Genomic DNA, 26,339 nt, shown 5'->3' with positions numbered 1-26,339 from the left:
TATTGCTACTGAGCCTTAAACTTCGATTTGTCCAACTGATGTTTTTTTAGTTTGTCGTACAAGGTCTTGCGTGACACCTGTAATTCTAGTTGAACCTCTTTAAGTCTGCCTCTGTGTCGCTGCAATGCATCAAATAACAGACAATATTCAAAGTGTTCTGTGCGTTGAGTCATGCTCTGAATTTCGATGCTCTTTTCACTGTCCCAATCTTCCATGCGAAAAGTCTCAGGTTTGAGAGCGCGCAGCTCCGCAAATTGGCGCAGTTGTTTAACGTTTTCTGGCCAAGAAAGCTCTGTAATTCGGCGTACTTCTTCCAAACTGATGTGCGGTGGTTGCAGCTGATAACGGCTTGCTGCATGACGTACGAAGTGTTTGTAAAGTGGGCCAATATCTTCTTTGCGTTCATCCAGCGTTGGTAAGTGGATGAGCGTTGCGAACGCTTTAACATCGGCATCAACCTTGGTCGTCGCACCAAATACGCGCTCCAATTTCGGGTGGTTAAACAGGCATTGCCACTGTGCGAGCGAGATATGTTCTGCGCTGTGCAGATACAAACTGCAACGATTTGAGTCTTCCGTCAGGTGGTCAATGGCTTTGTCGAGTGCATCTAGCGACAGTTCGTAAAGGTCTTCACCTGATGCGGCAATCAGCTCGCTGTCTGGTGTGGCGTGAATATCGTGAGCAAATTGCGCAGCTAATCGGCGGCCAGTGCCGTCTTGTCCCACGAAAATCAGAGGTTGGTTCGTCGGTGCGCTGATTAAGGCTCGGCGAATACTCACCATGACTTTACTGTGACCAATCATTTTCGGGCCAACATGGGTTTGCATGTCGAGCTCTTTCTTTAGCCAGATGTTTTCTTGCAACAAGTTCAGCTTATCGCTGGCGTTGTTCAGTGATTTCATCAGTTGATCGGTTGAAAATGGTTTTTCCAGAAAGTCGTACGCGCCGCTTTTCATCGCTTCGACCGCCGTTTTAACGTCGCCATGCCCAGTTAGAACGATGAATTGAAAGTGGTGATTTTTGCTCAGCAGCGTGCGCATAAACTCTAAGCCATCCATGACCGGCATGTGAATATCCGTAATGATGATGGCTGGAGAATTGGCATCGATAACTCTGAGTGCTTCAACGGCATTGGGAAAGCAAGTGACTTCAATGCCCTCGATAAGTAGTGCTTGTGAAACGGCATCACGAATGTGTGGTTCGTCATCAACAAAGATAACTGCGTTATGCATGGTCGTTTTCCGTTGCTGGTTTGGTGGTTCTGGTGTTTGCCATCGGAACGGTGACAACAAAGGTCATGCCGCCTGACTCACCCGATTGCGTCCCTTGGTGGTTATAGGCGCTGAGCGCTCCGTGATAGCTTTCTAAAATACGTTTTGAAATGGTCAAACCCAGTCCGAGCCCTTCTGGTTTGGTGGTAAAAAACGGGTCAAAGATTTTCGCCAATGCCTCGTCAGACATCCCCGGGCCGTTATCTGACACCAGAATATCGCAGCTCGAATCGTGGCATTGAATCGCGATGGAAATTTGCGGATCAATACAATAGCCATCCATCGCTTGCGCAGCGTTGTGGAACAGATTGATGAGCACTTGTTCTAGTTCAACGCTGTGAATGGCGAGCCTCACCTCGTGGTCGATCGTCGGTACTTTGAGCGTGACGCCTTGCTTGATCAACTTATTGCTCAATATGCTGGTGGCATTGTGCACCGCATCGTGGAGTATCGACACTTCATTATGAGGTTCATGAGAAGTTTTACGGGTGAAGACTTTTAGCCTAGCAATGACCTCGGCAATAGTCTCGTTCAGCGAGAGCATCTTGTTTAAGTTGTATGCGACCATCGGATATCGTTCCATCGACAACAAGCGCTGGGAGTTTTCGGTGTAAGTTCTCAGCGCGGCAAGTGGTTGGTTTATCTCGTGGTTGATACTGGCAGACAACTCTCCCAGCAAAGCAAGTTTGGCGGCTTGAGTCAGCTCTTGCTGAGTTTGCCTTAGCTCTTGCTGGCTTTGTTCATACTGACGAACCGTTTGCTGCAACTTGTGGTTTGCTTCACTTAGTACAACCGTGCGTTGCATGACTTTTTCTTCCAAGCTCACATTGAGATTGGCAAGACGTGCCTTGTTTACCAGCATCTGAAACCATGCCAATGCGATCAGTGCAATCAGCGCATATAAAATCAAATAGACTACATCGGCCTGCAATACTGCCGTCAGTACGGTGTGGTGATTGATTAACGCTACAACGCGAAAACCTTTATCCAACAAATGTGTCGCGTACGCGAGGTAGTTTGGTGACAGCAACAATTGGTTATCCGCAAACTCACTTTCGTCACTTTGCGCGGTAAGTTCGCCGTAATATTCAGGCAGTGTGTCACCGTATTGGCGAGTTTCAGTCAGTTCATTGATGGCCGTTGGTGAGAGTGGAAACAGCGCGCGATAGCGCCAATCGGGTAGGTTGCTCATAAACACTACGTTGTGTTTGTCGGTCACCAAAACGTCTGCGCCACTTTGTGCAAGGCGCTGTTCCAATTGCTCCAAATTCACTTTTACCGTGATGACTCCGATGACATCGCCGTTCAACCATAGTGGAGAGGAAAAGAAGTAACCCCGTTTGTTAGAGCGTACACCTAACCCCACGTATTGAGCAGGCTCACCACGACGGGCATTTTTAAAGTAAGGGCGATAACTAAAACTCGAACCGACAAACGTATCCGCCTGTTGATAGTTACTCGAAGCGATAACCAAGCCGGTTTTATCGTGGACATAAATGGTATCGGCCAAACTTTGCTTCAGCCATTGCGCCAACAGTAAGTTCAGTTCTGTCGACGGTGCACCTTTCTCAACGGCTTCAAGCAAGCGTGGGTCATGGCTAAGCAAATTGGGAATTTGTTCAAACTTCGCCAGTTCGTAGTCGACTTCTTGTGAGACTTGAGCCGCTTGGCTTTTGAGCTTTTGTTGCCATTGATCGTGTTGATAGCGAGTTGCGTAGTGATGCGTAAGAGCAAGCCCTAAAATGCCGATAGCAAACAACAGCAATAGAAAATGACGCAGGGCTTTAGGATTGAGTAAGTTCACAATTAGCTCACCGGAGTTTTTAATGCCATGTTATCAAAAGGTATTAAACGATGCTGTGAGCGGTAACGTTAACTAGGAATCGAACTGCATTTTAGAAGTAGTATTCCGTACTAATAAATACGTAACGGTTGTTTGCCAAGTAAGCGATTGGTTCGTTGTGTGGCATAGTGGTCAGTTTATGCTCACTTGAGGTCAAATAGTCAATCTTGTCCTGTTGGAGAGCAAACGAAGCGAAGTTGTTTTGGAATGACTTCACGTTACTTTTCGTCGCTTCAATCTTATCATTTGGGTGGAAAAACTTGCCCAGCCGTTGGCCTTTGGTCTCGTTAGAAGTGTTGCCTGGCCTCGCTTTTTGCTTGAACCTAGAGGTTACCATCGGTTTTTCAACATCTATGTTTGCTGTCCTTGTATTTCAGTAGCTTCGGGAGCACAATCGACAAAAACGAGTGAAGGAGTAAAGATGGAACTTGCTGATATTCGTCGTGAGTACACGAAAGGTGGCCTACGTCGTAAAGATTTGAAAGCTGATCCAATTGATCAATTCAACCTTTGGTTGGAGCAAGCGATTAAGGCGGGGTTGACTGATCCTACTGCGATGACAGTGGCGACCGTGGATGAAAACGGCATGCCATTTCAACGAATCGTTTTATTGAAAAACGTCGATAAAGATGGCTTCGTGTTTTACACCAACTTAGGTAGTCGCAAAGCGCAGCATCTTGAACTTAACAGCAACATCAGCCTGCATTTCCCTTGGCATCCATTAGAGCGCCAAGTTCACATTACTGGTGTGGCTGAAAAGCTGACTGCGATGGAAAACATGAAGTATTTTACTTCCCGCCCTAAAGATAGCCAGTTGGCGGCCATTGCGAGTAAGCAAAGTAGCCGTATTTCTGCTCGTGGAGTGCTGGAAGGTAAGTTCCTTGAGCTCAAACAGAAATTTGCCAAAGGTGAAATTCCAATGCCAACTTTTTGGGGCGGCTTTAGAGTTAAACCGCAAAGCATTGAGTTTTGGCAAGGCGGTGAGCATCGTCTGCATGACCGTTTCCTATTCTCTCAACACGATGGTGAATGGGATATCGACCGTCTCGCGCCATAGGGCATCTTATTTAACGCCTAACAAAACACCGCCACTTAGGCGGTGTTTGTGTTTATAAAGATAAAGCGGCGTGGCGTTAGCGCTCTCCATTCAAAACAACAGAAAGCTGATGTTTAAGCAGCGTTTTGGGTACAACAGAGCCATAGCCTGCCTCCATTGCTTTATCGATCAGCTCGTTCTTACTATTCGCTTCAAACTTGTTTCTTAGACGTGCGACGTGCCCTTCTACCGTTTTTGTGGAGATGCCCATCACTTGAGAAATAAACTGAGGTTTTTTGCCGTAAAGCAGTAAAAATAGCGTTTCTTGCTCGCGGCATGTGAGCTTTTCTGGTTTCGGGTTCAGATTCGAAAAACGGAAAATGGATTGATGGTTTAAGTCTGTACCGATGGCTCGACACACCCAGTAGCCCACTTCAATCACGGCGGTGTCGGTTAACTCTCGGCCATAAAAAATGGTGCCGAGGATGTTGCCTTGTTCATCTCGCCAAGGGGTTTTCGTGAAAATATGTGCGCGCCAACGCCCGTCAGGGTAAGGATGAATATCAAGGATCTTCAACGATTCGCCTGTTTCGATCACATGTTTATCTTGGCGTTGAAATTCTTGTGCGCATTCAGTGGTTGGGCTCGACATCTCGAAGTCAGTTTTACCAATGCACTCTTCTGGTGAGGTATGGCCCAATAATTCGGCGTATTCCTGGTTCACATAACGGAATACCGAATCTTTATCTTTGCATCCCCAACAACCCGGTAGCTGTCGGAGGAGCGACTGTTCTATGGTATTGACTGGAATATTCACAAGAGGACTCACTACTGCTATTTGGCCCCAAGCCATCTCTCCATAAGCTGTGTTTACACCAGCATTCAGACATGACTTGGATACATTGCCTGCTTTATGCAGGTCAGTATGCTCACTTCATGGATTCTTTCGTCATCTACGCAGTGCTATTCCTTGATCATGCTTTCGGTAAATAGCACCAGATGGCACTGGGAGCGGAGAAAAATGGATCAAGAGTACTCAGCGTGGTGATTGACGTAAGGATACGGTGAGATGGCCGATATAATATCAGCTTATGCCATTGTTTTCATTTTTGAGATACAAAAAAAAGCCAGCCTGAAGACGGGCTGGCAACACAAGATATAATCTTGTCGACGTGTAGAAGAGGTTCTAAATTACATAGCGAGGGTCTGCTAAGTAAGTTAGAGGTATCAATCAGATACCGAGAGCTCAGGGTCGTATGCATCCTAGAGCTCGAGGTCTAATGTATTGAATCAGGGGCATATTAGTAAGGGGGGAAATCCCTCTATGTGGTTTATATTCAATCGATTAATGCGTTTTTAGCCATTCGCGGCAGGAATACATAGAAAAATACGAGACTTTTGTAGTGAAGATCTTTAAGAACTTAGCTTGTTGCCAATGCCCGCCTTTTCTATCTCCCCGTTTTTGTTAAGAAAGTTGGTTGTACATTGACCGTAAGTTAATCTCGCATGATCATCGTTCCGGAACTATGATCATGTGGTTGGGGTTGATCTTGTTGGTTTGATCTTGCGCGATTGGCTCCGTGGAGATTTGCAAGGCAACCGAGAAGGTATATCATGCCTCGATGTAAGCCGAACGCTTAAGATGACCGTGTGAAATGAGTGACTCAGATAACCCGAAAGCCCCACCATATAAAGAAAGTATGCTGCCAAAACCAGCAGAACTGATCACATTGCCATCTTATATGGATTGCCATGATCATGCTTACACGCAGATCGTGATTGGGTTGAAAGGTCAAGCGGAATTCGAAGTCCGTGGGCAGGGTAATTTAGTCGGTCCTGGGCAAGGTTGTGTGGTAACAGCATGCTCTGATCATGCTTTCGGCGGCGTGATTCATCAATCGGATATTTTAGTGCTGAATATGCCGAAGCCGACCAATGATGACCCTGAGATGCTTCAGAAGATCAATAACCTAGAGCGTTCCCACCTTTATTTTCAACTCGATGGTCAAATTCAGAAGCTGATTCAGATGCTGGTACAGGAAATGCGTAACCATCCTGACGATCTGCTGCTTAGTCGAGCGTGTAATGACACCGTGATTGCATTGATGCAGCGCCATATCTCTGCATTTGAAACTAGCCGCAAAGATTCGCGCTTTGATCTAGAAGCAATAGACCGCTACATCGAACAACATCTCAGCCATAAGATCAGCGTTGCTCAGCTTGCGGGGCGCGTTTTCTTGGGTGAAAGCCAATTCCACAGCTTGTTTAAAGATCAGATGGGAATTACTCCGCATCAATACGTATTAGGTAAGCGCATTGATATGGCTCGTGAGCTAATCGAGCAAGGTCACCTCTCTTTAGGGCAAATCGCCGAGTTTACCGGCTTCTCAAGTCAAAGCACTTTTACTCATACCTTCACTCGATTGCAGGGACTTTCTCCCTCTCAGTATAAGAAACAGGTTGGGTAAATTTACCCAGAAAAAGACAAAACCATGCTCTATGCATGGTTTTTTTTGTGCTTTTTTACCTGTGATCTATTTCTCAATTTTATAGATTTAAGGCCAAATTGACGGTTTATTGAGCGTTGTGGCCTCCAATGCTCAAAAGAAGGTGTTGCTATAAGAATAATCTTATTGATATTCCTAACATTTTGTTGTTATTAAAATGCAAAAATTAAAATTTACAACACAAAATATTATCTATTTGAATGTGACTATGTGGATGTTTTGTTATAAAAGCGAGTTTTTGGCAAAAATATCGTAGTTTTTGACAAGTATTATTATCGGCCTCAAAATACACTGCCAGCCATTGATGATCCTCGAAGCGGTTTTCGAGGAGTGAGATTGAGGAACACACATGTTTACAGCTACGAACGTGTTGACACCGGAATTTATCGGGCAGCCGCTTGATAAGTTGTGGTCACTGATCTCGCCATTGTATATGGTGGACGAGTCTCAATGGCTAGAGCAATTATTGCCACTAGCGACGCCGACAACGGAAGAAAAATCGGCGATCACTAACCAAACAACCAAACTTATTGAAGCCATTCGTGCCGATAAGAAGTCAATCCAGATGATTGATGCACTTTTGTTGGAATACAGTCTCGATACTCAAGAAGGTATCTTGCTGATGTGTCTTGCAGAAGCGTTAATGCGAATCCCGGATGCGGCAACCGCAGACGCGCTGATTAAAGACAAGTTAAGCGTTGCGGACTGGAAATCTCACCTGAAAAACTCAGACTCTGTTTTCGTTAACGCGTCAACATGGGGCCTAATGCTGACAGGTAAAGTGGTCGGTCTTGGTGAGCAAGGCACCCAGAGCCCAAGTCAGGCTGTAAACCGTCTGGTTAACAAATTCTCTGAACCTGTGATTCGTAAAGCCATGTATCAGGCAATGAAGATCATGGGTCACCAGTTTGTTCGCGGCCGCACGATTGAAGAAGCACAGAAAAATGGTCGCCCGATGCGCGACAAAGGTTTCACTTACTCATTTGATATGTTGGGTGAAGCGGCGCTAACAACAGCGGATGCAAACAAATACTTCAAAGATTACCTAATGGCGATCGAAGCGGTGGGTCGCGAGACTTACGGTAACGACACTAGCCCTGCGCCTTCGGTTTCTATCAAGCTTTCAGCATTGCACCCTCGCTACGAAGTGGCGAACGAAGAGCGTGTTATGACTGAGCTGTACGAAACGCTCATGCAACTACTAAAACGCGCGATTGAAGTCGACGTTGCGATCACGATTGATGCAGAAGAAGCTGATCGCCTTGAGCTGTCTCTAAAGCTGTTCGAGAAGATTTACCGCAGTGACCTCGTGAAAGGTTGGGGCAAGTTTGGTCTTGTTGTGCAAGCGTACTCGAAGCGTGCTCTACCAGTATTGGTTTGGCTCAATGCCCTTGCGAAAGAGCAAGGTGACTTGATCCCACTTCGCTTGGTAAAAGGCGCGTACTGGGATAGCGAAATCAAATGGTCACAACAAGCGGGCTACGACAACTACCCGGTGTACACACGCAAAGAAGCGACCGATGTTGCTTACCTTGCATGTGCGCGTTTCTTATTAAGCGAAGGCGTACGTGGCAATATCTTCCCGCAATTTGCCAGCCACAATGCGCACACAGTTACTGCGATTGCAGTGATGGCGCAGCATAAGGATTTTGAATTCCAACGCCTACACGGCATGGGAGATTCACTCTACAACCACGTGATGGAGAAATACGGCCAACCTGTTCGTATTTACGCTCCAGTTGGTAGCCACGCGGATCTACTGCCTTACCTTGTTCGTCGTCTGCTAGAAAATGGAGCAAACAGCTCGTTTGTACACCGTTTGGTTGACGCGCGTTGCCCAATTTCTGAACTGACACATCACCCTGTGGATGCGCTAACCAGTTTTGCGACGCTGAATAACGATAAGATCCCAATGCCTTCAGGTATTTTCCCTGAGCGTAAAAACTCTTACGGCGTCAACATCGATATCGAAAGCGAAGCAAAACCATTTGAAGCGCAAGTTGAAAGCTTCCTAAACAATAAGTGGATTGCGGGCCCTGTGATCAACGGTGAGCGTTTTGCCGAAAGCATGATCAAGGAAAACCTCGCTGAGATCATTACCGCGCCTTACGATCGTCGTGTTGAAGTGGGTCAAGTCGCTTTTGCAACTCTTGATCATGTTTCCGCTGCGATTGAAGCGGCGCAAGCGGCATTCCCAGAATGGAAAGGCACTGCGATTGAGCAAAAAGCGAAGTGTTTAGAAACACTTGCTGACCTGATGGAAGCAAACTTGGCGGAGTTGGTGGCGATTTGTCATCAAGAAGCGGGTAAAACCATTCACGACAGCATTGATGAAGTTCGTGAAGCGGTTGATTTCTGTCGTTACTACGCAAAACAAGCGCAAAACCTACAACCATTTGAACTGGAAGGTTTCGATGGTGTGAAACGCATTTCAAGTCGTGAAGGTCTCGGAGTGTTCGTTTGTATTAGCCCTTGGAACTTCCCTCTGGCGATTTTCCTTGGTCAAGTAACCGCGGCGCTTGTTGCGGGTAACACTGTGGTTGCTAAACCGGCTGAACAAACCAGCTTGATTGCTGCTCGCGCGATTGATTTGATGCTGGAAGCTGGCTTCCCAGCTGGCGTAATTCAATTACTTCCTGGTCGCGGTGGTGAGATTGGTCATGCACTAACCTCTCACGACGCCATCGCAGGTGTCGCATTTACGGGCTCTACTGCAACGGCACAGCGCATCAACGTAACGTTGGCAGAGCGTACCGCGAAGCCAGTACCGTTTATCGCGGAAACTGGCGGCCAAAACGCCATGATCGTCGACAGTACTGCACTGCCAGAGCAGGTGGTTCGTGATGTGATTCGCTCTGCGTTTGCATCGGCGGGTCAACGCTGTTCTGCGCTTCGTGTGCTGTTTGTTCAAGAAGACGTTGCGGACCGCATCATCACCCTTATCCAAGGCGCTATGAAAGAGCTACATGTTGGCTTGCCTTACTTGCACAAAACCGATGTGGGTCCGGTTATTGACCGCAATGCGAAGCAAAAACTCCTTGCTCACCTAGAACAGATGAGCAGCACGCAGAAGAAAGTTGCGCAGCTGCAACTGGAAGAAGCGTGTCAGTATGGCGATTTTGTTGCGCCAAGTGCGTTTGAAATCTCAGGCATTGATGTTCTGAAAGAAGAGCAATTTGGTCCTATCTTGCACATTGTTCGCTTTAAAGCGTCTGAACTGCCAAACGTGGTAGAGCAGATCAACCAAACAGGTTTTGGTCTAACAATGGGCATTCACAGCCGTAACGAAACCACTTATCGCTGGATTGAAAAGCACGCTCGCGTGGGTAACTGCTACATCAACCGAGATCAAGTTGGTGCGGTTGTTGGCGTTCAGCCATTTGGTGGGCAAGGCTTGTCTGGTACAGGTCCAAAAGCTGGTGGTCCTCACTACTTGTACCGCTTTACACAACATCTTCTTGCTCAAGCAGAGAACGCATAAGGAGTCGCATTATGGTTCATCAGATCACATATTTTAAAGATGCATTCTCTGCTTGGGAGCAGTGGAATCTGACCGATTTTGATTACAAATGCGAACATGTGTTGGCATTAAAATCTGCACTAGAAGGGCAGAATGCTGTTGTGGCAAAAGTAGTGTCTTACCACTTGCAACAAGCGTCTGCACTGCTTGCAGAACCTCATCAGTTAGTGGGCCCTACGGGGGAAACTAACGAGCTGTACGCGGCTGGTCGTGGTGTGGCTTTGGTGATTTGTGAAAACAACATCGAAAACACTGAAAACGCGCTGTACAGCACTTTTGCAATGATCACTTGTGCCCTCATCGCAGGTAACAGTGTTGTGATTTGCAGCGACAATGCCGAGCTAAACCGACTGGTTGAGCAAGCGGTATCGTCAACAAACTTCCCATCTAACTTAGTCCAAGTAGTTGCGTACGATGCGTCTGCCCCGTTGCTAGAAAGCGATGTACGTAGTGTGGGTTATGTTGGGCATTCTCAGGTTGAGCATGCGCTCAATCTTCAATTGGCTAAGCGCGATGGTGCTATCGTTGGCTTAGTTTCTGAAACGGATTTGGAGTCACCAAAACTGGCTCACGATCCGCATCTCTCGTTGCGCTTTATTACTGAGCGTACTCGAACGATAAATATTACAGCGGTGGGTGGTAACGCGACTCTACTCGAGTTGGGGAACGAAACTCACTAACCTGACTTGTGACACCAATTTGAAATAACCAGCCTGAGAGCTTGTTCAGATTGGTGTCTCTTGCTTTGACGTATTGCTGCGATGGCAAAATGTCAGAGAAGACAAGGAAGGAAATAATTATAACGAGGACTATCAAATGATAGAAAATAGCTTTGCTATCACGTCCACTTTTGTGGCGTATTTAATAATTATGGTTGCCATTGGCGTTTACGCGTATAAGAGGACTTCCAATTCATCTGACTACTTCCTAGGTGGCCGTAGCCTAGGTCCGTGGCCTGCTGCATTATCTGCAGGTGCATCAGACATGAGTGGCTGGCTGCTACTAGGTTTGCCAGGTTACGCGTATGCAGCAGGTATCGAGGCATTTTGGTTAGCCGGTGGTCTACTTGCTGGTACATGGGCCAACTGGTTCATCAGTGCAAAACGTCTGCGTACTTACAGCATCCAAACTGACGCGTTAACGTTGCCAGAGTTCCTGTCACGTCGTTTCAACGACAAATCAAAACTGATTCAGACCATCTCTGCGTTTTTCATTCTTCTATTCTTCCTTTTCTACACCAGCTCAGGTTTGGTTGCAGGGGGCAAACTGTTTGAAACCGTATTCGGCCTTGATTACAGCATTGCAGTAGTTATTGGTACAGTTTGTGTGGTTTCTTACACGCTGTTCGGTGGTTTCTTAGCGGTATCTTGGACTGACTTAGTGCAAGGCCTATTGATGGCAGCAGCACTGATGATCGTTCCGATTGCTGTTATGGACGGTGGTTTTGGCCAACTGTCTTCAGACATGCACAACATCAACCCAGAGCTACTGACGTTGTGGAACGATGTGAAAGGTGAGCCGCTGTCAGCTATCGCGATTATCTCGCTAGTGGCATGGGGTCTTGGCTACTTTGGTCAGCCACACATCCTAGCGCGTTTCAAAGCATCACGTTCAAACAAAGACCTAACTACAGCGCGTCGTATCGCTGTGGGTTGGACTGCGCTTTCAATGGCAGGTGCAATGCTAGTGGGTCTAGTTGGTCTGGTATGGGTGACTGGCCACCCAGGTACGCAACTAGAAGATGGCGAGAAAATCTTTATGTTGCTTGTGAACACCGTATTCCACCCAGTGGTTGCTGGTATCCTACTAGCAGCAATCCTAGCGGCAGTAATGAGTACAGCGGATTCACAGCTTCTAGTATCTTCATCTGCACTAGCAGAAGACTTCTACAAGCAAGTAATCAAACCTGATGCTTCTTCAGAAGAAGTGGTGATGATTGGCCGTGTGGGCGTTATCGTGATTTCTTTGATTGCATTGTTCCTAGCAATGACACCAGACAGCTCTGTGCTAGGTCTTGTCTCTTACGCTTGGGCGGGCTTCGGCGCGGCATTTGGCCCTGCAGTAGTACTTAGCCTGTACTGGAGCGGTATGAACCGTAACGGCGCACTAGCGGGCATCCTAGTGGGTGGCGTGACCATCGTAGTGTGGAAACAGCTAACTGGCGGTTGGTTCGACGTTTACGAAATCGTACCGGGCATCATCTTCTCAACACTGGCTATCGTGTTGGTTAGCAAGATGACTGGCGGTGCAGGTCAAGAAGTTCTAGACCAACACCAAGAGTACAAGCAGAAGTTGGTTGATTTAGACTAACCACTGCACAGATGACTAAAGCCCGCGAATATCGCGGGCTTTTTTATTGTGTTCAAATCGGTTTGGTTAAGCGGCTTACTCGCGGATTTTTGAGTAAATCACGGTGTTACTCAGCTCTCCCGATGTGGTAAGACGTTCGTTTCTGAGTTCGCCTTCGAACTCATAACCACAGCGCTCGGCTACAGCACGGCTCTTTTGGTTGGTGCTATCAGCATGAATTGCGATTCTCTTGGCACCCAAATCATCAAACGCATAGCGCTCAATTTCGAGCACAGCCTCGGCAACATAACCATTGCCAACGGCAGCATCATCTAACCAATAACCTATCTCAAAGGATGGCACGTCGGGATCTCGAATCATCAAACCGACCGCACCCAGTAAGCGATCACTTTCCTTTTCAATGATGTAGTAGCGCAGCTCTTCTTCGAAGTTTTCAAAGTTTGCGATGGCTTTCTCTGTCCCTTCTATCATCGCTTCTAATGTCAGCACATGAGGCACCCACGGCAGATAGACTTCGAGAGTCTTTTGGCTGCGAACGACAGCTTGATGCGCCTCTTCGGCTCGTTCTAAACAAGCGGGGATGAGTTTGAGACGTTTCGTTTCCATGCTGGCTATCCTATGGGTGAAAAATGAACGGAAAATCATTTAAACAGATGTACTTAGAATGATCTAGTCAACGCCGTCATATTATTCACTTGGTTTGCCAGAGAGAAACTGAGAGAATCGAACCGTTATCAAACCAACTAGGTTCATTATGAAACTTTTAGTAAGAAACTTGGCTCGTCACATGACCGAGCAAGATATCCGCAAATTATTCTCAGCGTACGGCAAAGTAGAACTGTGTTCGCTAGTGCTTGATCAAGAAACGGGTTTGTCGAAAGGCTTCGGTTTTGTCATCATGCCGGACGAAGCAGAAGCAATTTCTGCTCTTGAAGCACTGAATTTGACGAACGTAGAAAAAAGCAAAATTCGCGTGAAAGTCGCACAAGACTAACACAGAGAAAAGCCAGCGTAATTGCTGGCTTTTTTGTCTTTCTATTTAGAGACCAAATTGGAAACTTCTGGAATATCTTCTCTTTTTGCTTTAACGACGTTGATCATCAAGCCTCTTTTCAAGTTGTTTCATTAAATCCTTTAATTGCAGAGAATCGAAATTGTCAGAATTCGGCACTTGGTAAGCGTCGTTGACTGTGTAGATCATTAAACTTTGGCTGGAGAAGGACTCTTTCTGTATTTGGACTCTGACAATGTCATCAAGAGGTAGACGGAAGTAAACCGTTGAGCCCTGGCTGTACTTCAAGGCGCTAGTGCTTGCATCGATATATAGCGTTTTAGGATTGAACGCGCGGCGCGTGAAGTACGTTGAGATCAGTTTCAATCCGACTATTGTGAGTGCTAAGAGTCCAAACTCGACGAGCTTGTCTGCTAGGTAGGAAAAATAGAACAGCGACGACGATACAGTTCCCAGCAAGAAAGGGTTGTTCTTGGGTAGATTTTGTGAAGTTTCATGGATGATCATCCGACATATCCCTCGACTTTATTCAGAAGCGACGAACGTGAGTTGGTAGACACAAACCTTTCGTTCTTTGCCTTGCATGCGCAATGTTTTGTCACCGACGTAAGGGATCTTTAGTTTTTGGATCACCGATTTAGAACGCTGATTGTCCACCAAATGCATCACGGTTATTCCGTTTAACTCAAAGTGAATTCGAGCAAATTCGAGTAAGGCTTTGGAGGCCTCGAATGCATAGCCTTTTCCCCAATGTGGCACGCCAACCCAGTAGCCTAATGTTCCGTACCCCTCTTCGATACGCGGTAAACTCACCGCACCAAGTAACTCCCCAGAGTTTCGCAAGGTAATAGCGTACGCCACGCCTTGATGCTGCTGATACATCGGAACGTGCCTATCTATCCATGCTTGCGCCATCGGTAGCTCATACGGATGTGGGATGTTTGCTGTCATGTCGGCAATTCGCTTATCTCCAGCGAGTAAAGCCACTTGTTGGCAGTCACCGATATTGAATGGCCGGAGGACGAGTCTTTCGGTAGTGAGAGTCGGTTGTATCGTCATGCATTTCTTCCTTGATGAGACGGCTGTTGTTGCTAGAAACTGGTTTGTGGGGTAAATCGAGATAACAAAGCGTTACGAAAGCTCGACCTAGCCAGCTGTAAAGTTGTCACGCGCCTTACTAAATAATAAGCCCTAACAATAGCTTATGTGTGATGTGTCGTATTATTACACACATAGGTGCTGTTTTTCATATAAGTGGTATAAAAGTTGAGGTCTGACCAAGGTCTCAGTTTTTTCATACTTTAGTAGGATTTTTTGAAGATAGGGCACAAAAAAGTAAAGGGGCTTTTTTATTGTGGAATTATTTTGAACAAAATATGTCAATTGTCAGTAGCACACAAAAATTCAGGGAGAAGAGAGATGCCGGATATATATTGCTCAGCGTGTAGAAAATCAACGCAACATAAAGTGATCATGAAGCGTTGTGAGCCTCAATCCGTTGACACGTTAACCGGTAAGGTGGTGAGTTTCACGCAACTGATGGCGAAGTTTGTCTCAGGTGAGCACTATTACGAGATGGAACCACAGTATTTTTGTCGTTGCTGCAACCACCGAGCAATCGGTGAAGTGGTACCTCACCCGGCAAGACACGTATCGGCCGCTCTGTAGTTTAACGTTAGGCTGCTAAAGGTTCTTCGTTGGAGTAGGGCGAGCCGTCGATCATCACTGGCCAGCCATAAGATGCGTATTCACGTGCTAAAAACTTCGCGACTTCGTGAGAAACCGTGGAGTATGTCCATTCGCCAACACCAAACGGTTTGTACGCCAGTTGTAAGGTTAACATTGCTTTTTCCTCAATAATTTTTCCTATTATTGCCTTACTATTTGGCTCATTTCTTCTGTTTATAGCTCACTTTATTCTCTGCAAAGTTCATCGTTTCACTTTTTCATTCACACCGATTTTTCTCTTATAAAAGCCGTGTGAGTGCCTTTGTTATTTATAAACTTATGTTAACAACTAGGATGTGTTTTTAGGTTGATGATGGCTTTTTGTGCTAAGCAAACGTTAAAACTAAGCGGAATTCACACGTTGTTCATTTGTTAGTTTGCAAACATAACGGTAACGATTAATGTAAAGCTCCCTGAGTTGTTACAAGGATGTGTTGATGAGCTACCAATTAGACAGGATTGATCTGCATATTTTGAGAGTGCTTCATTCACGCGGACGAATTCCAGTCGTCGAACTGGCGAAGCAGATTAACTTAACCACGTCGCCGTGCTCAGATCGCGTCAAAAGGCTTGAGAAAGAAGGCTATATCAATGGTTATCATGCCGAGTTGAATGCTGAAAAATTAGGATTGGATGTTCAGGTGTTCATTCATATTCGTTTGGATCAAACCAGCTTCTCGATTTTTGAAAAGTTTGCCAAAGCGGTGGAATTGATGCCAGAAATCGAAGAGTGTTATTCGCTCTCTGGTGACTTCGACACCATGATCAAAGTCCGAGTGAAGAACATGAAAGCGTATCAAGAGTTCATGTCGAGTAAGCTAGGCACGCTACCGGGTGTTATTCAGACGCGAAGTGAAGTGGTGATAGAAGAGCACAAAACGGGATTTGGTGTGAATCCGGAGCTATTAGGCTAACGCATTTGTCGTGGTACAGGACATAAAAAAGGAGCCAAAAGGCTCCTTTTTCGATAGGTCTCTCGATGTTTAGTGAAGGATTATGCGCCGATAAAGGTGCTAATAACACCAATCAAACCACCGAATACGCCACCCCAAACTACTAGCCAGCCTAGGTGTTCTTTAATCATTTTTTGCACCATTTCTTTAACCAATGCCGGCGTTAACTCGCTAAGGCGTTGGTCGATGATGCCTTCGATGTTCTGCTTAATCTCATCCATCATGGCTGGTGATTCAAACTGCTCTTTCAAAGCTTCTTTAATACTGTCGCTCTTGCTCAGTTCGATGATGGACACTTGCATCTTTTCGACGAAAGGTTGTCGCATCGGCTGTAGAGCTTCCGCACCACCAAACATCGCTAGCATGCCGCCAAACTGGGAGCCCTCAATGACTTCTACTAGTGAGTCAAAGGCTGGGTTTAGATCCACTTTCTCAATCACAGGTTGAAGATCGATGTTCACACCGCCCGCCATTTCTTTATTCAAGAATCGGTCGATGTTCGCTTCGGTAAAGAACTGTTCCATCATCAAATTTTTGATCGCCAGTTTGAATTCTTCAAACCGTGCGGGAATCACACCAGAACCGTATAAACCCGGCACTTTTTCAAACAGCATGTGGATGGCAAGCCAGTTAGTGATGGCGCCAGAGAAGGCAAAGAGACCAGCATACCAAAGATAGTCGTTCTGAAATTGATGGCCTGCGCCCATCAAAGCGATGGCGAGCAGATTCGTTAGCAAACTTTTGTTCATAGTGACCAGTTATGTATGAATAGAGGAAGAAATAAGTGGGCCAGATTCTATACCTAAGTCACATTGAGATGCTAGGTGTTGAGCAGATTGGTTTGCGTGGAAGCGTAGGGAGATAATTGAGGCTTTAGAAAAACAAAACCCGACAATCATTGTCGGGCCACTGCTTTTTCTTAGAAAAACTAAGATTCTATTTTTTTAATTTTTAGATGCGGTAGATCTTACAACAAAGTTGGCATTTCCATCTTTCTGAATAGCCGAATAGCTTGTCAGCCCAACTAGGTTTTACTTGTACGATCTGCATTGAACCACATTTACACATAAGCTAATTACCTTATTGTTAATTTAATAACTAAGCCATCTATTGAGTATAGCTGCTTATCAAAAAGTGAAACGATAAATGAATTCAGCTAGGTACTCTGCATTGTGTCCATTGCAATAGATACGCAACGAGGCGCTATATTAGCAGAAAAAGTGTGATCTTTATCATTGTTGGTGTTTCATAAATGAGAATGAATGAGTTCATCAGTTCAGTGCTCATGTAATTCGAGAATAAAAAACGGCGCTTTAAGCGCCGTTTTTAAAGGGATGAAGCGGTGTTAAGAAGCTTGCTGATTGTCTAGTTCTTCACCAAGAAAACCGCCAGTTTGGTGTGCCCAAAGCTGTGCGTAGATGCCGTTATGAGCGATCAGCTCTTGGTGCGAGCCTTGCTCTACGACGTTACCTTTGTCGAGAACGATTAAGCGATCCATCTGGGCGATGGTCGACAATCGGTGTGCTATTGCAATCACGGTTTTGCCTTGCATGAGCTCGTTCAAGCTTTCTTGGATAGCCGCTTCGACTTCTGAGTCCAGAGCTGAAGTTGCTTCATCCAGTACCAACAGCGGCGCGTCTTTCAATAACACACGAGAAATAGCAATACGCTGACGCTGACCACCAGACAACTTCACGCCTCGTTCGCCAACTTGCGCATCGTAGCCGACATTGCCAAATGGGTCTGTCAGTGTTTCGATGAACTCGTGAGCGTGCGCTTGTTTCGTCGCTTTAAGCAGTTCCCCTTCTGAGGCGGTTGGGTTGCCGTACAAGATGTTATCTCTTATTGAACGGTGCAAAAGAGACGTATCCTGTGTCACCATGCCAATTTTCGAGCGCAACGAATCTTGCGTGACGTCAGCAATGTTTTGACCGTCAATCTTAATGCTGCCTTCTTCCACATCATGGAAGCGTAACAGCAAGTTCACCAACGTGGATTTGCCTGCGCCAGAGCGCCCAACCAAGCCGACTTTTTCGCCAGGTTTGATGTCGAGATTCAGATGGTTGATGACGCCTTTGTTTTCACCGTAATGAAAGCTGACGTTATCGAACTGGATGCCACCTTGAGATACGACCAAGTCTTTCGCATTCGGTTTGTCTTGGATATCGATAGGTTTGGACAGTGTTTTCATGCCATCCACGACAGTACCCATGTTTTCAAACAGGGCTCCTACTTCCCACATGATCCACATCGACATGCCGTTAACGCGCAGCGCTAGGCTGACCGCAATAGCAATGGCACCGACGCTAATCGCGCTGTCCAACCACAGATAAATCGACAAAGCCGCGACGGAAAACACCAAGATGTAGTTGGAGATTTCAACCGCCACGTCAAAGCCCGTAACCAAGCGCATTTGACGATAAACCGTGTTGAGAAATCCTTTCATGCCTTGTTCGGCATATTGGGTTTCTCGTTGGCTATGTGAAAACAGCTTCACGGTTTGGATGTTGGTGTAGCTGTCGACAATACGGCCTGTCATGGTTGAGCGCGCATCGGCTTGCTCAGAGGCCACATCTTTCAGTTTCGGTACAAAGTAAATCTGAATCGCGATGTAAACCAAAAGCCAGACAATCATTGGAATCATTAAACGCCAATCTGCAGCTGCTAACATCACGACCATACTGGTGAAGTAAACCGTCACGTAGACAAACACGTCCATGCTCTTCATGACCGTTTCACGTACTGCGAGAGAGGTTTGCATCACTTTGGTCGCAACGCGCCCTGCAAAATCATCTTGATAGAAGTTCAGACTCTGATTGAGCAGATAACGGTGAGCAAGCCAGCGAATGGACATTGGGTAGTTACCCAACAAGGTTTGATGCACCAGCAAAGAGTAGATAACAACCAAAAGTGGCATCACAACCAGAAGTAAGACGCCGTAAAAAATCAGATCCGCTCGGTTATCTTGCAAAAAGGTTTCTGGATTGCTGGTGGAAAGCCAGTCCACCAGTTGGCCCATTGCACCAAATAGCATGACTTCAACGATGGCAACAATCGTCGACATCAGTGACATGATGATCAGTGGCTTTTCATACCCTCGGGTGTAATGGCGTAGAAAGGCAAAAATCCCTGAAGGGGGCTGATCGGGCGTAGATTTGGGAAACGGCTCTGTGAAGCCTTCAAATCGTTTAAACATAACTCATCCTAAAGTCAAAACAATGCCATCTCGGTCTACTGAATCCATCGATTTACACTGCTTGGACATGGCAGTGCGCACCGAGATAGGTGGTAAGAAATATCGTTGTCCGCTAGTCAGAAAAGCAGACGAGTTTGTGAGAGGGGCGAAAAAATAGTCTAACCGATCGTCTTTTAAATGTAACTAGTTGGTTATGAACTGAATTGAAATATCCCATTTATTGGATTTGTCATGTCCGAGCCACAAAAGTGTAAACCAGCAAAGTGACAATAAAAAATCGTGTTTCTCTGTCTAATTGCAGGAAAAATTACTTTTAGAGAATAGAAATAATCGCGAAAACAGCAAAACTGAAGTTAACAATAAATTTACAATCTCTCCATTCTAGAGATAAGGAATATATTGGATGCTATTACACGAATCAGTACCCCAATTTGCTGATGGGAAAGAAGAAAGCACACAAAGTGCTCTGCGCCAAACCGCAAACTGCGTAGTGATGGTGCCACCTAAAGAATTTCGTTTTAATGAAGAAACGGCGCAAGACAATGAGTTTCAGCATCAGGTGTCATTGAGCCAGAAAGAAGTATCACAAAAAACCATGGCTGAATTTTCGGCAATGGTTGCCACGTTGCGCCAAGAAGGAGTGCAAGTGGTGGAATTTGACTATCCAGTTTCTGATGTTGCGACGCCAGATGCGGTATTCCCCAATAACTGGTTTAGCACAACACCAGACGGCACGCTTTATACCTTCCCAATGGCGTGTGAAAACCGTCAGCATGAGGTTCGCCCGGAAGCGTTAATTGCCGCGCTAGCCGCTGCAGGACGTGAAGTTCACCAGCAAAGCAGTCTAACGGATTACCTAGGCGATCACGCGTACCTAGAAAGCACTGGGGTGATGGTTTTTGACCATCTAAACAAAACCGTTTATGCCGCGTTGTCACAGCGTTGTGATCGCCTAGTGTTGGAAGATTACGCGAATCGCATTGGTTATGAGCGCGTGATTTCATTCCAAACCCGTTTGCCATCGGGTTCGCCGATTTACCATACCAACGTGATGATGGCTGTGGGGGAGCAGTTTTGTGTGATTTGTGATGAAGTGATCCCAGAATTTGAGCGTCGTTTTGTTTTGAAGTCTCTGGCAAAAGATAAACAAGTTATCTCAATTTCGCTTGATCAGATGAACCAGTTCTGTGGCAACATTCTGCAACTGGAAACCATCAACGGCGACAAGGTGATTGCGATGTCTCAATCGGCGTACGAAGCATTCTCACCAGCACAAAGAAACCAATTGGCGACACACGGTAAATTGCTGCCATTCGACGTTTCCACCATAGAATCTATTGGTGGTGGTTCTGTACGTTGCATGTTGGGTGAAGTGTTCTTACCGAGTCGCAAGGCTGTGCTTTAATAAACTACACATTTTTTGTCAGCCGCAGTGAAGTGCTGACGAAGCGTTCTCTTCATGGGTTTTTAGCCGTTAGCTCTGTGGCAGTACAGACTAACGGCTTTTTTGTGCCAATCTAGCCCAAATTTTCTCTTAGCGATTTGATGTCTTTAGACGGCGGCGCGCCAAACAAGCGGCTGTATTCCCTACTGAATTGAGACGGACTTTCATAGCCGACTTTGAATGTCGCAGCCATGGCGTCTAAGTTTTCTGTCAGCATCAATCGGCGTGCTTCACTTAAGCGTAACTTCTTTTGAAACTGTAATGGTGTCATGGACGTCATGGAGCGAAAGTGCGTGTAAAACGACGATTTACTCATACCTGTAAACGAAGCCAAATCTCCAACACTTAATGGTTTGACAAAGTTGTTTTTGAGCCAGTCGATGGCTTTGGCTATTTGATGGCTATGGCTGCCCGCAGTCACGATTTGATGGAGACGCGTGCCCTGTTCACTCATCAAAAGGCGATAAAAAATCTCCCGTTTAATGATGGGCGCTAAAATTTTGATGTTTTGGCCTTCGTCTAATAATTCTGCTAAACGTACAAACGCATCCAATAGAGATTCCGACAACTCACCGACAGCAATGCCTTTTTGCGCTTCTTTGGCTTGAGTAAAGGCAAGTTCGCTATCGACAATCAGTTGGGAAATCTCGGTCAAATCCAGCTCCATGATCAGCTCTAAATAAGGTTGCTCCTCACTGGCTTCGATAATGTTGGCAATGATAGGGAGATCGACAGAAGAAATCAGGAAGTGGTTGGCATCGTAAATAAAGCTTTCCTCTCCCAATAAGACTCGCTTCCTGCCTTGCGCGATAAGACAAATACTTGGATTGTGGGTATAGCTCGTAGGCGGCGTCGTGCATATTGCGCCTGGCACTAAGCATTGGCATGGCGCAGCTAAAGACAGCTGGTTTTCACATGTAGCAATAGAAATACCCGCCGAAGGAGCAAGCAATGAGTGGTGTCAACCCGTGACGGACGAAGAGTACGCCGAGCTTGGCTAATTGAACGCTAACTTAAGGACGTCGGAGATCTGACAATGACAGGCAAGCCAAGTAAATATCAAACTTACATGAGCGTAAAGATTGCGCTCATTGGTGTCGCTTTTATGGCTCCTCAAGTCGCTTCGGCATGTGGTCAACCAACGGAAGGTTCTGACGATGATCGCAATTAAAACTTCAATTAAGTCCATATTAATTTGGGTACTGACTATGACAACGATATCCGCTGTTATGCCTGCTTTTGCAACAGATAAATTGAGTAATAAAGAACGAGCCATCGTTCCAATCGCGGCTTTCACCGCAAGCGGTGACGTAGAAAAACTTAAGATTAGCCTGAGTGATGGTTTAGAGAGCGGCTTAACGATCAATGAGATTAAAGAAGTTCTCGCTCAACTATACGCTTACGCAGGTTTTCCCCGCAGTTTGAATGGATTGGCTGCTTTTATGGAAGTAGTTGAAGTGCGCAAAAATCGTGGTATTACCGACATATCAGGGCGTGAATCGACGCTGTTGACGGCAGATAAAAGCAGCTTAGAGCTAGGCAGTCAGAACCAAACAACGCTGGTCGGTATGCAAGTCAAAGGCACGCTGTTCGACTTTTCACCTCAAATAGATCAGTACTTAAAAGCCCACTTGTTTGGTGACATTTTCGCGCGTGACCTCCTGACGTGGAAACAACGAGAAATTGCCACGATTGCAGCGCTGGCAAATATCAAAGGAGTGAACAGTCAGCTTGCGGCGCACTACAACATCAGCATGAATAATGGCGTGTCTGCCGAAGAACTGAATGATTTCATTCTGGTTTTAAAGCAGTGCTGTGATGAAAGTATTGCGAGTAATGCTCAATCTGTACTGGATTCGGTGTTAGACGCCAAAAACTGATTGTTTTGGGTTTGGGAGATGTGTTCTTGGGCATGAAACAAACGATAAATGGTCAACAGGTTGGTGACGATAAAGGTGCTCTCAACCAATGAGCCACCAATCGAGCCAAGCCATAGGTTGTGGCTCACCCAACAAAATGAGTTGAATAAAATTAAGCTGCGCAGGGCGATGCCTTGTTTGGAAAAGAGCGCCCAAGTGGCGACGGACGATCCGATTACCGTGAGTAACTCAAAAAAGTGAGTTATGTTTGGAAGGGTCATCAGCCACATAAGAGCAATGAAGAACCACATCACTTTGCGCGATTGAGTTTTGATGGAGGCGAAACTGCGAATGCCATTAATGACCACGCCAATGGCCGCCACGGTTGCGCCCAGTAAGGCGAAATGAACGCCCATGATGAAACAAAATGCCATCATCTGATAGCGAAAGCGTAGGTCATCTTTCTGCCAGAAGGCCATCACGCCAACCAGAAATGCGATGCCGCCAATGCCTTGTGCTAACCCGTTTTCCATCTAGGTTCCTTAACCATGTGAGTGAATGTGAATGCAAACGAATCAGCCCTCCACCGAGGGAGGGCTGGGCACTTTATTCAATCGCTAAAAGCGATTACTCATTTACAAGCGCAACCGCTTCGCGAGTTAGGCGTGCAAGCTCTTCCCAGTTGCCCGCTTCGATCAGTTTCTTGTCTACCATCCAGGTTCCGCCGCAGGCCAACACGCGTGGAATCGCTAAGTAATCTTTGATGTTCGCAGGGTTAATGCCACCAGTAGGCATCAGTTCGATGTCGGTGTATGGCGCGAGCAGTGATTTCACCATGTTGATGCCGCCAGAGGCTTCGGCAGGGAAGAACTTCAAGGTGGTTAATCCCATTTCCAGTGCGGCTTCAACTGTGCTTGGGTTGTTCACACCCGGTACGATATCAATGCCGATTTCTTGGCACGCTTTAACGGTATGTGGGTTAAAGCCAGGCGATACGATAAAGGTTGCGCCTGCTTCTTTTGCTGCAATTGCTTGCTCGCGGTTCAACACCGTACCTGCACCAATCAGCATGTCTGACTGGGTTTCACGCAATAGGCGAATCGCTTCTGCAGCTGCTGCTGAACGGAAGGTGATTTCAGCCGCTGGTAGTCCGTTTTCTGCCAATACTTTACCCAGTGGGATAATGTCTTCTGCTTTATCAATAGCGATAACAGGGATGACTTTCAGAGCTTTCAATTGTTCTTTGATGCTAGACATGAGTGTTCCTTAAACGACGCCAAGCGCCGGTTGTGTGAATGCTTTGGGAATGATGGCACCGCGATGTTGAATCACAGCACCTGCCAGTGCGTTGCCTCTTTGACATGAAGTCGCGAGATCGGCGCCCGCAAGGTATGCCGATAAAAAGCCACCATTGAATGAGTCGCCCGCTGATGTGGTGTCCACCACTTGAGCGACAGGTTGGGTCGGCACGGCTTGTGGAGCCAGAGCCGCGCTCGAACCCTGATTTGTTGAGTCTTGAACCAAGCAGCCATCTGCGCCAAGTTTGACGATGCATTTGCCCACGCCAAGAGAGGTAAGGCGTTCAATGGTTTGCTCTGGTGTTTCGTCACCCCAGATCAATTGCTCATCATCAAAAGTCACCAAGGCAACGTCCGTCAGTTGATACATGGCTTGGTAAACGTTTTTGACGGTTTGATTCTCGTCTTGAGGCCACAGTGCTGGGCGGAAGTTACTATCAAACGCGATTTCAACGCCTTGGGCTTTAAGCTCGACTAACAAATTAAGCAGTGAAATTCGGTCTTCTTCTGGCAAGATGGCTAGAGAGATACCGCTGAGAAACACTGCATCTACTTGAGTTAATGCTTGCTTAACCAGTCCAAAGTTTGGATGTTGAAGTTGGTAACGTGCGGCTGATTGGTTGCGCCAATACAGAAACGTACGCTCGCCTTGCTCATCAAGCTGAATCAAATACAAACCCGGCGTGCGAATCTCATCGCGCAGCACTAAGTCTGTCGAAATGCCTTCCTCTTGCCAGCGAGTCAGCATGCCTGTACTGATCGGGTCATTGCCAAGCGCCGTAACGTAAGAGACTTTAACTTCATCAGGTTTTCTATTGGCTTCGCAGCCGCGGCTCAAATAAACCGCAGCGTTGAGCGTATCCCCACCAAATGTTTGATGCATTGAGCCGAACGGTTTGCCATTCAGCTCAATCATACATTCACCGATAATGGCGATGTGCTTCATTGGTTACGCCCTCTCTTCAAAGTAGCGTTTTGCGTTACCAAAACAGATGTCTTCGACCATAGGGCCAAGCAACGATAGGTTATTTGGCACTTCGCCGTTCTCTGCCCAACGACCGACCATGTCACACAGAATACGGCGGAAGTATTCGTGGCGAGTGTAAGACAAGAAGCTGCGCGAGTCCGTTAACATGCCGACGAATTGGCTGAGCAAACCAAGTTGAGAAAGCTGTTCCATTTGGCGTTGCATGCCGTCTTTCTGGTCGTTGAACCACCAACCCGAGCCAAACTGCACTTTGCCCGCGATGCCGCCACCTTGGAAGTTACCAATCATGGTCGCCATCATTTCGTTATCACGAGGGTTCAAACAGTAAAGAATGGTGCGAGGCAGCTCGTTGGTTTGGTCCATTTCATCTAACAGGTGTGCCAGTTCAAAAGCAAATGGGCGATCGCCAATCGAGTCAAAGCCAGCGTCGGCACCTAACAGTTGGAACATGCGTGTGCTGTTGTTGCGCTGTGCGCCAATATGAAGCTGCATGACCCAGCCCAACTGCGCGTAGCGTTTGCCGAGCCAAACTTGAACCGCGGTAGAGAATTGCGCACATTCAAGCTCTGACAATACCTCGCCATTTAAACGACGAGCCAATAACGCATCTAAATCAGCTTCGCTTGGGATCGGCGCGTAACGGACGATCTCAATGCCGTGGTCTGCCGCACGACAGCCATGTGCATCGAAGTGTGCCAAACGTTTATCGAGTGCACTCAATAAATCATCAAAGCGGCGGATCTCAATGTCTGCTACTTCGCCCAGTTTGTGCATGTAATCCGCAAACACGTCCAATTCAATCTTGAACGCTTTATCCGGACGCCAGCTCGGTAGCACTTTGACGTTAAAGGTGTCGTCTTCTGCGATTGCTTTGTGGTGTTCTAGTGAATCGATAGGATCATCGGTTGTGCCCGCCATTACGACGTTCATTTGCTGCATGATGCCGCGAGCCGTAAATTCAGGTGTCGCAAGCAGCTCATTACATTGATGCCAAATTTGATCAGCAGTGTCTGGGCTAAACAGCGTATTAGTAATGCCGAATGGGCGACGCAGTTCCAAGTGCGTCCAGTGGTAAAGCGGGTTGCCCAAGGTTTGAGGAACCGTCTTCGCCCACGCCATGTATTTGTCGTAATCGCTCGCATCACCCGTAATCAGACGCTCTTCAATGCCTGCCGAGCGCATGCCACGCCATTTGTAGTGATCGCCTTCAAGCCAGATTTGACCTAAGTTATCGAACTGACGATTTTGCGCCACTTCCGCTGGATTTAGGTGGCAGTGGTAATCATAAATTGGCTGGTGGAACGCATGCTCATGGTACAAGCGGCGCGCCGTTTCGTTTGAGAGTAAAAAGTCTTCACACAAGAAATTCTTCAT

The 26,339-nt window shown here is 46.6% G+C and carries 25 protein-coding genes and 2 pseudogenes; 12 read left to right on the top strand and 15 right to left on the bottom strand.

Annotation, left to right across the window (positions count from 1 at the left end):
* Window positions 1–5 precede the first annotated feature (5 nt).
* The 3 genes from ACF8EG_RS01840 to ACF8EG_RS01830 form a co-directional block, all read right to left on the bottom strand.
* Window positions 6–1,232: a sigma-54 dependent transcriptional regulator gene (locus ACF8EG_RS01840; protein WP_015313717.1), complete on the bottom strand. Its 1,227-nt coding sequence runs from the start codon at window positions 1,230–1,232 to the stop codon at window positions 6–8.
* Window positions 1,225–3,075: an ATP-binding protein gene (locus ACF8EG_RS01835; RefSeq protein ID WP_069505585.1), complete on the bottom strand. Its 1,851-nt coding sequence runs from the start codon at window positions 3,073–3,075 to the stop codon at window positions 1,225–1,227. The genes ACF8EG_RS01840 and ACF8EG_RS01835 overlap by 8 nt, the downstream gene beginning before the upstream one ends.
* A gap of 91 nt (window positions 3,076–3,166) precedes the next feature.
* On the bottom strand, window positions 3,167–3,451 hold the full coding sequence (locus ACF8EG_RS01830) for a hypothetical protein (protein ID WP_069505583.1): 285 nt from the start codon (window positions 3,449–3,451) through the stop codon (window positions 3,167–3,169).
* 84 nt (window positions 3,452–3,535) lie between these two features.
* On the opposite strand from ACF8EG_RS01830, the gene pdxH reads away from it, so the two are divergent.
* Window positions 3,536–4,171 (top strand): pyridoxamine 5'-phosphate oxidase, encoded by a 636-nt coding sequence (gene pdxH / locus ACF8EG_RS01825; protein ID WP_069505581.1) that lies wholly within the window; start codon window positions 3,536–3,538, stop codon window positions 4,169–4,171.
* 76 nt (window positions 4,172–4,247) lie between these two features.
* Here pdxH and ACF8EG_RS01820 read toward each other — a convergent pair whose 3' ends face one another.
* The gene (locus ACF8EG_RS01820; protein WP_017447114.1) at window positions 4,248–5,003 is read right to left on the bottom strand and encodes a PAS domain-containing protein; all 756 of its coding nucleotides are present in this window, start codon (window positions 5,001–5,003) and stop codon (window positions 4,248–4,250) included.
* Between the two features lie 802 nt (window positions 5,004–5,805).
* Between ACF8EG_RS01820 and ACF8EG_RS01815 the strand changes: the two genes are divergently transcribed.
* The 4 genes from ACF8EG_RS01815 (at window position 5,806) to putP (ending at window position 12,487) form a co-directional block, all read left to right on the top strand.
* Window positions 5,806–6,618 (top strand): AraC family transcriptional regulator, encoded by an 813-nt coding sequence (locus tag ACF8EG_RS01815; RefSeq protein WP_005468852.1) that lies wholly within the window; start codon window positions 5,806–5,808, stop codon window positions 6,616–6,618.
* 388 nt (window positions 6,619–7,006) lie between these two features.
* Window positions 7,007–10,138, top strand: a complete 3,132-nt coding sequence (gene putA, locus ACF8EG_RS01810) for a bifunctional proline dehydrogenase/L-glutamate gamma-semialdehyde dehydrogenase PutA (protein ID WP_025521473.1) — start codon at window positions 7,007–7,009, stop codon at window positions 10,136–10,138.
* 11 nt (window positions 10,139–10,149) lie between these two features.
* The gene (locus ACF8EG_RS01805; protein ID WP_005467523.1) at window positions 10,150–10,857 is read left to right on the top strand and encodes a 1-pyrroline-5-carboxylate dehydrogenase; all 708 of its coding nucleotides are present in this window, start codon (window positions 10,150–10,152) and stop codon (window positions 10,855–10,857) included.
* 136 nt (window positions 10,858–10,993) lie between these two features.
* Window positions 10,994–12,487, top strand: coding sequence for a sodium/proline symporter PutP (gene putP, locus ACF8EG_RS01800; protein ID WP_005467522.1), 1,494 nt, complete (start codon window positions 10,994–10,996; stop codon window positions 12,485–12,487).
* 75 nt (window positions 12,488–12,562) lie between these two features.
* Here the strand turns inward: putP and ACF8EG_RS01795 are convergent, their stop codons facing one another.
* Complete coding sequence (locus ACF8EG_RS01795; protein ID WP_069505579.1) at window positions 12,563–13,093, bottom strand: GNAT family N-acetyltransferase; 531 nt, start codon at window positions 13,091–13,093, stop codon at window positions 12,563–12,565.
* Between the two features lie 148 nt (window positions 13,094–13,241).
* On the opposite strand from ACF8EG_RS01795, the gene ACF8EG_RS01790 reads away from it, so the two are divergent.
* Window positions 13,242–13,481, top strand: a complete 240-nt coding sequence (locus ACF8EG_RS01790) for an RNA-binding protein (protein ID WP_005466432.1) — start codon at window positions 13,242–13,244, stop codon at window positions 13,479–13,481.
* A 90-nt stretch (window positions 13,482–13,571) separates the two neighbouring features.
* On the opposite strand, the gene ACF8EG_RS01785 is transcribed toward ACF8EG_RS01790, so the two are convergent.
* Together ACF8EG_RS01785 and ACF8EG_RS01780 are read right to left on the bottom strand one after the other, a co-directional pair.
* Window positions 13,572–14,006, bottom strand: coding sequence for a hypothetical protein (locus tag ACF8EG_RS01785; RefSeq protein ID WP_069505577.1), 435 nt, complete (start codon window positions 14,004–14,006; stop codon window positions 13,572–13,574).
* Window positions 14,007–14,024: 18 nt separating this feature from the next.
* Window positions 14,025–14,558, bottom strand: coding sequence for a GNAT family N-acetyltransferase (locus tag ACF8EG_RS01780; protein ID WP_069505575.1), 534 nt, complete (start codon window positions 14,556–14,558; stop codon window positions 14,025–14,027).
* 360 nt (window positions 14,559–14,918) lie between these two features.
* Here ACF8EG_RS01780 and ACF8EG_RS01775 point away from each other — a divergent pair, with 360 nt between their 5' ends.
* Entirely contained in the window at window positions 14,919–15,167 is a 249-nt protein-coding gene (locus ACF8EG_RS01775; protein WP_011106558.1) for a hypothetical protein, read from the top strand.
* 7 nt (window positions 15,168–15,174) lie between these two features.
* Here ACF8EG_RS01775 and ACF8EG_RS01770 read toward each other — a convergent pair whose 3' ends face one another.
* Entirely contained in the window at window positions 15,175–15,342 is a 168-nt protein-coding gene (locus tag ACF8EG_RS01770; RefSeq protein WP_020841586.1) for a hypothetical protein, read from the bottom strand.
* 322 nt (window positions 15,343–15,664) lie between these two features.
* Here ACF8EG_RS01770 and ACF8EG_RS01765 point away from each other — a divergent pair, with 322 nt between their 5' ends.
* Entirely contained in the window at window positions 15,665–16,141 is a 477-nt protein-coding gene (locus ACF8EG_RS01765) for an Lrp/AsnC family transcriptional regulator (protein ID WP_005465952.1), read from the top strand.
* A gap of 80 nt (window positions 16,142–16,221) precedes the next feature.
* Here the strand turns inward: ACF8EG_RS01765 and ACF8EG_RS01760 are convergent, their stop codons facing one another.
* Both ACF8EG_RS01760 and ACF8EG_RS01755 read right to left on the bottom strand, forming a co-directional pair.
* Window positions 16,222–16,929 carry a DUF445 domain-containing protein gene (locus tag ACF8EG_RS01760; protein WP_005484721.1) on the bottom strand — a complete coding sequence of 236 codons (708 nt, stop codon included), beginning with the start codon at window positions 16,927–16,929 and terminating at the stop codon, window positions 16,222–16,224.
* A 596-nt stretch (window positions 16,930–17,525) separates the two neighbouring features.
* Window positions 17,526–19,376, bottom strand: a complete 1,851-nt coding sequence (locus ACF8EG_RS01755) for an ABC transporter ATP-binding protein (RefSeq protein ID WP_005468225.1) — start codon at window positions 19,374–19,376, stop codon at window positions 17,526–17,528.
* 403 nt (window positions 19,377–19,779) lie between these two features.
* Here ACF8EG_RS01755 and ACF8EG_RS01750 point away from each other — a divergent pair, with 403 nt between their 5' ends.
* Window positions 19,780–20,781: an arginine deiminase-related protein gene (locus tag ACF8EG_RS01750; RefSeq protein WP_020838319.1), complete on the top strand. Its 1,002-nt coding sequence runs from the start codon at window positions 19,780–19,782 to the stop codon at window positions 20,779–20,781.
* Between the two features lie 112 nt (window positions 20,782–20,893).
* Here ACF8EG_RS01750 and ACF8EG_RS01745 read toward each other — a convergent pair.
* Window positions 20,894–21,673: pseudogene (locus ACF8EG_RS01745) on the bottom strand (AraC family transcriptional regulator N-terminal domain-containing protein); the annotation flags it as partial.
* On the opposite strand from ACF8EG_RS01745, the pseudogene ACF8EG_RS01740 reads away from it, so the two are divergent.
* The 3 genes and pseudogenes from ACF8EG_RS01740 to ACF8EG_RS01730 all read left to right on the top strand — a co-directional run.
* Window positions 21,663–21,821: pseudogene (locus tag ACF8EG_RS01740) on the top strand (cupin domain-containing protein); the annotation flags it as partial. The pseudogenes ACF8EG_RS01745 and ACF8EG_RS01740 sit on opposite strands and share 11 nt — an antisense overlap.
* Window positions 21,822–21,856: 35 nt before the next feature.
* A complete protein-coding gene (locus ACF8EG_RS01735) occupies window positions 21,857–21,991 on the top strand; it encodes a hypothetical protein (RefSeq protein ID WP_005477452.1) in 135 nt (44 codons plus the stop codon).
* A gap of 58 nt (window positions 21,992–22,049) precedes the next feature.
* The gene (locus tag ACF8EG_RS01730; RefSeq protein ID WP_175423241.1) at window positions 22,050–22,700 is read left to right on the top strand and encodes a carboxymuconolactone decarboxylase family protein; all 651 of its coding nucleotides are present in this window, start codon (window positions 22,050–22,052) and stop codon (window positions 22,698–22,700) included.
* Here the strand turns inward: ACF8EG_RS01730 and ACF8EG_RS01725 are convergent.
* The 4 genes from ACF8EG_RS01725 to uxaC all read right to left on the bottom strand — a co-directional run bounded on the left by ACF8EG_RS01725 (window position 22,661) and on the right by uxaC (window position 26,339).
* Window positions 22,661–23,212 carry a YgjV family protein gene (locus ACF8EG_RS01725; protein ID WP_069505570.1) on the bottom strand — a complete coding sequence of 184 codons (552 nt, stop codon included), beginning with the start codon at window positions 23,210–23,212 and terminating at the stop codon, window positions 22,661–22,663. The two genes, ACF8EG_RS01730 and ACF8EG_RS01725, sit on opposite strands and share 40 nt — an antisense overlap.
* Window positions 23,213–23,306: 94 nt before the next feature.
* The gene (locus ACF8EG_RS01720) at window positions 23,307–23,936 is read right to left on the bottom strand and encodes a bifunctional 4-hydroxy-2-oxoglutarate aldolase/2-dehydro-3-deoxy-phosphogluconate aldolase (RefSeq protein WP_069505568.1); all 630 of its coding nucleotides are present in this window, start codon (window positions 23,934–23,936) and stop codon (window positions 23,307–23,309) included.
* 9 nt (window positions 23,937–23,945) lie between these two features.
* Complete coding sequence (locus tag ACF8EG_RS01715) at window positions 23,946–24,923, bottom strand: sugar kinase (protein WP_069505566.1); 978 nt, start codon at window positions 24,921–24,923, stop codon at window positions 23,946–23,948.
* A 3-nt stretch (window positions 24,924–24,926) separates the two neighbouring features.
* Window positions 24,927–26,339 (bottom strand): glucuronate isomerase, encoded by a 1,413-nt coding sequence (gene uxaC / locus ACF8EG_RS01710; protein ID WP_069505564.1) that lies wholly within the window; start codon window positions 26,337–26,339, stop codon window positions 24,927–24,929.

This window comes from Vibrio sp. YQ_11 (genome assembly GCF_043103065.1).
Classification (GTDB): domain Bacteria; phylum Pseudomonadota; class Gammaproteobacteria; order Enterobacterales; family Vibrionaceae; genus Vibrio; species Vibrio parahaemolyticus.
This window is presented reverse-complemented; position numbering and strand designations above follow the sequence as displayed.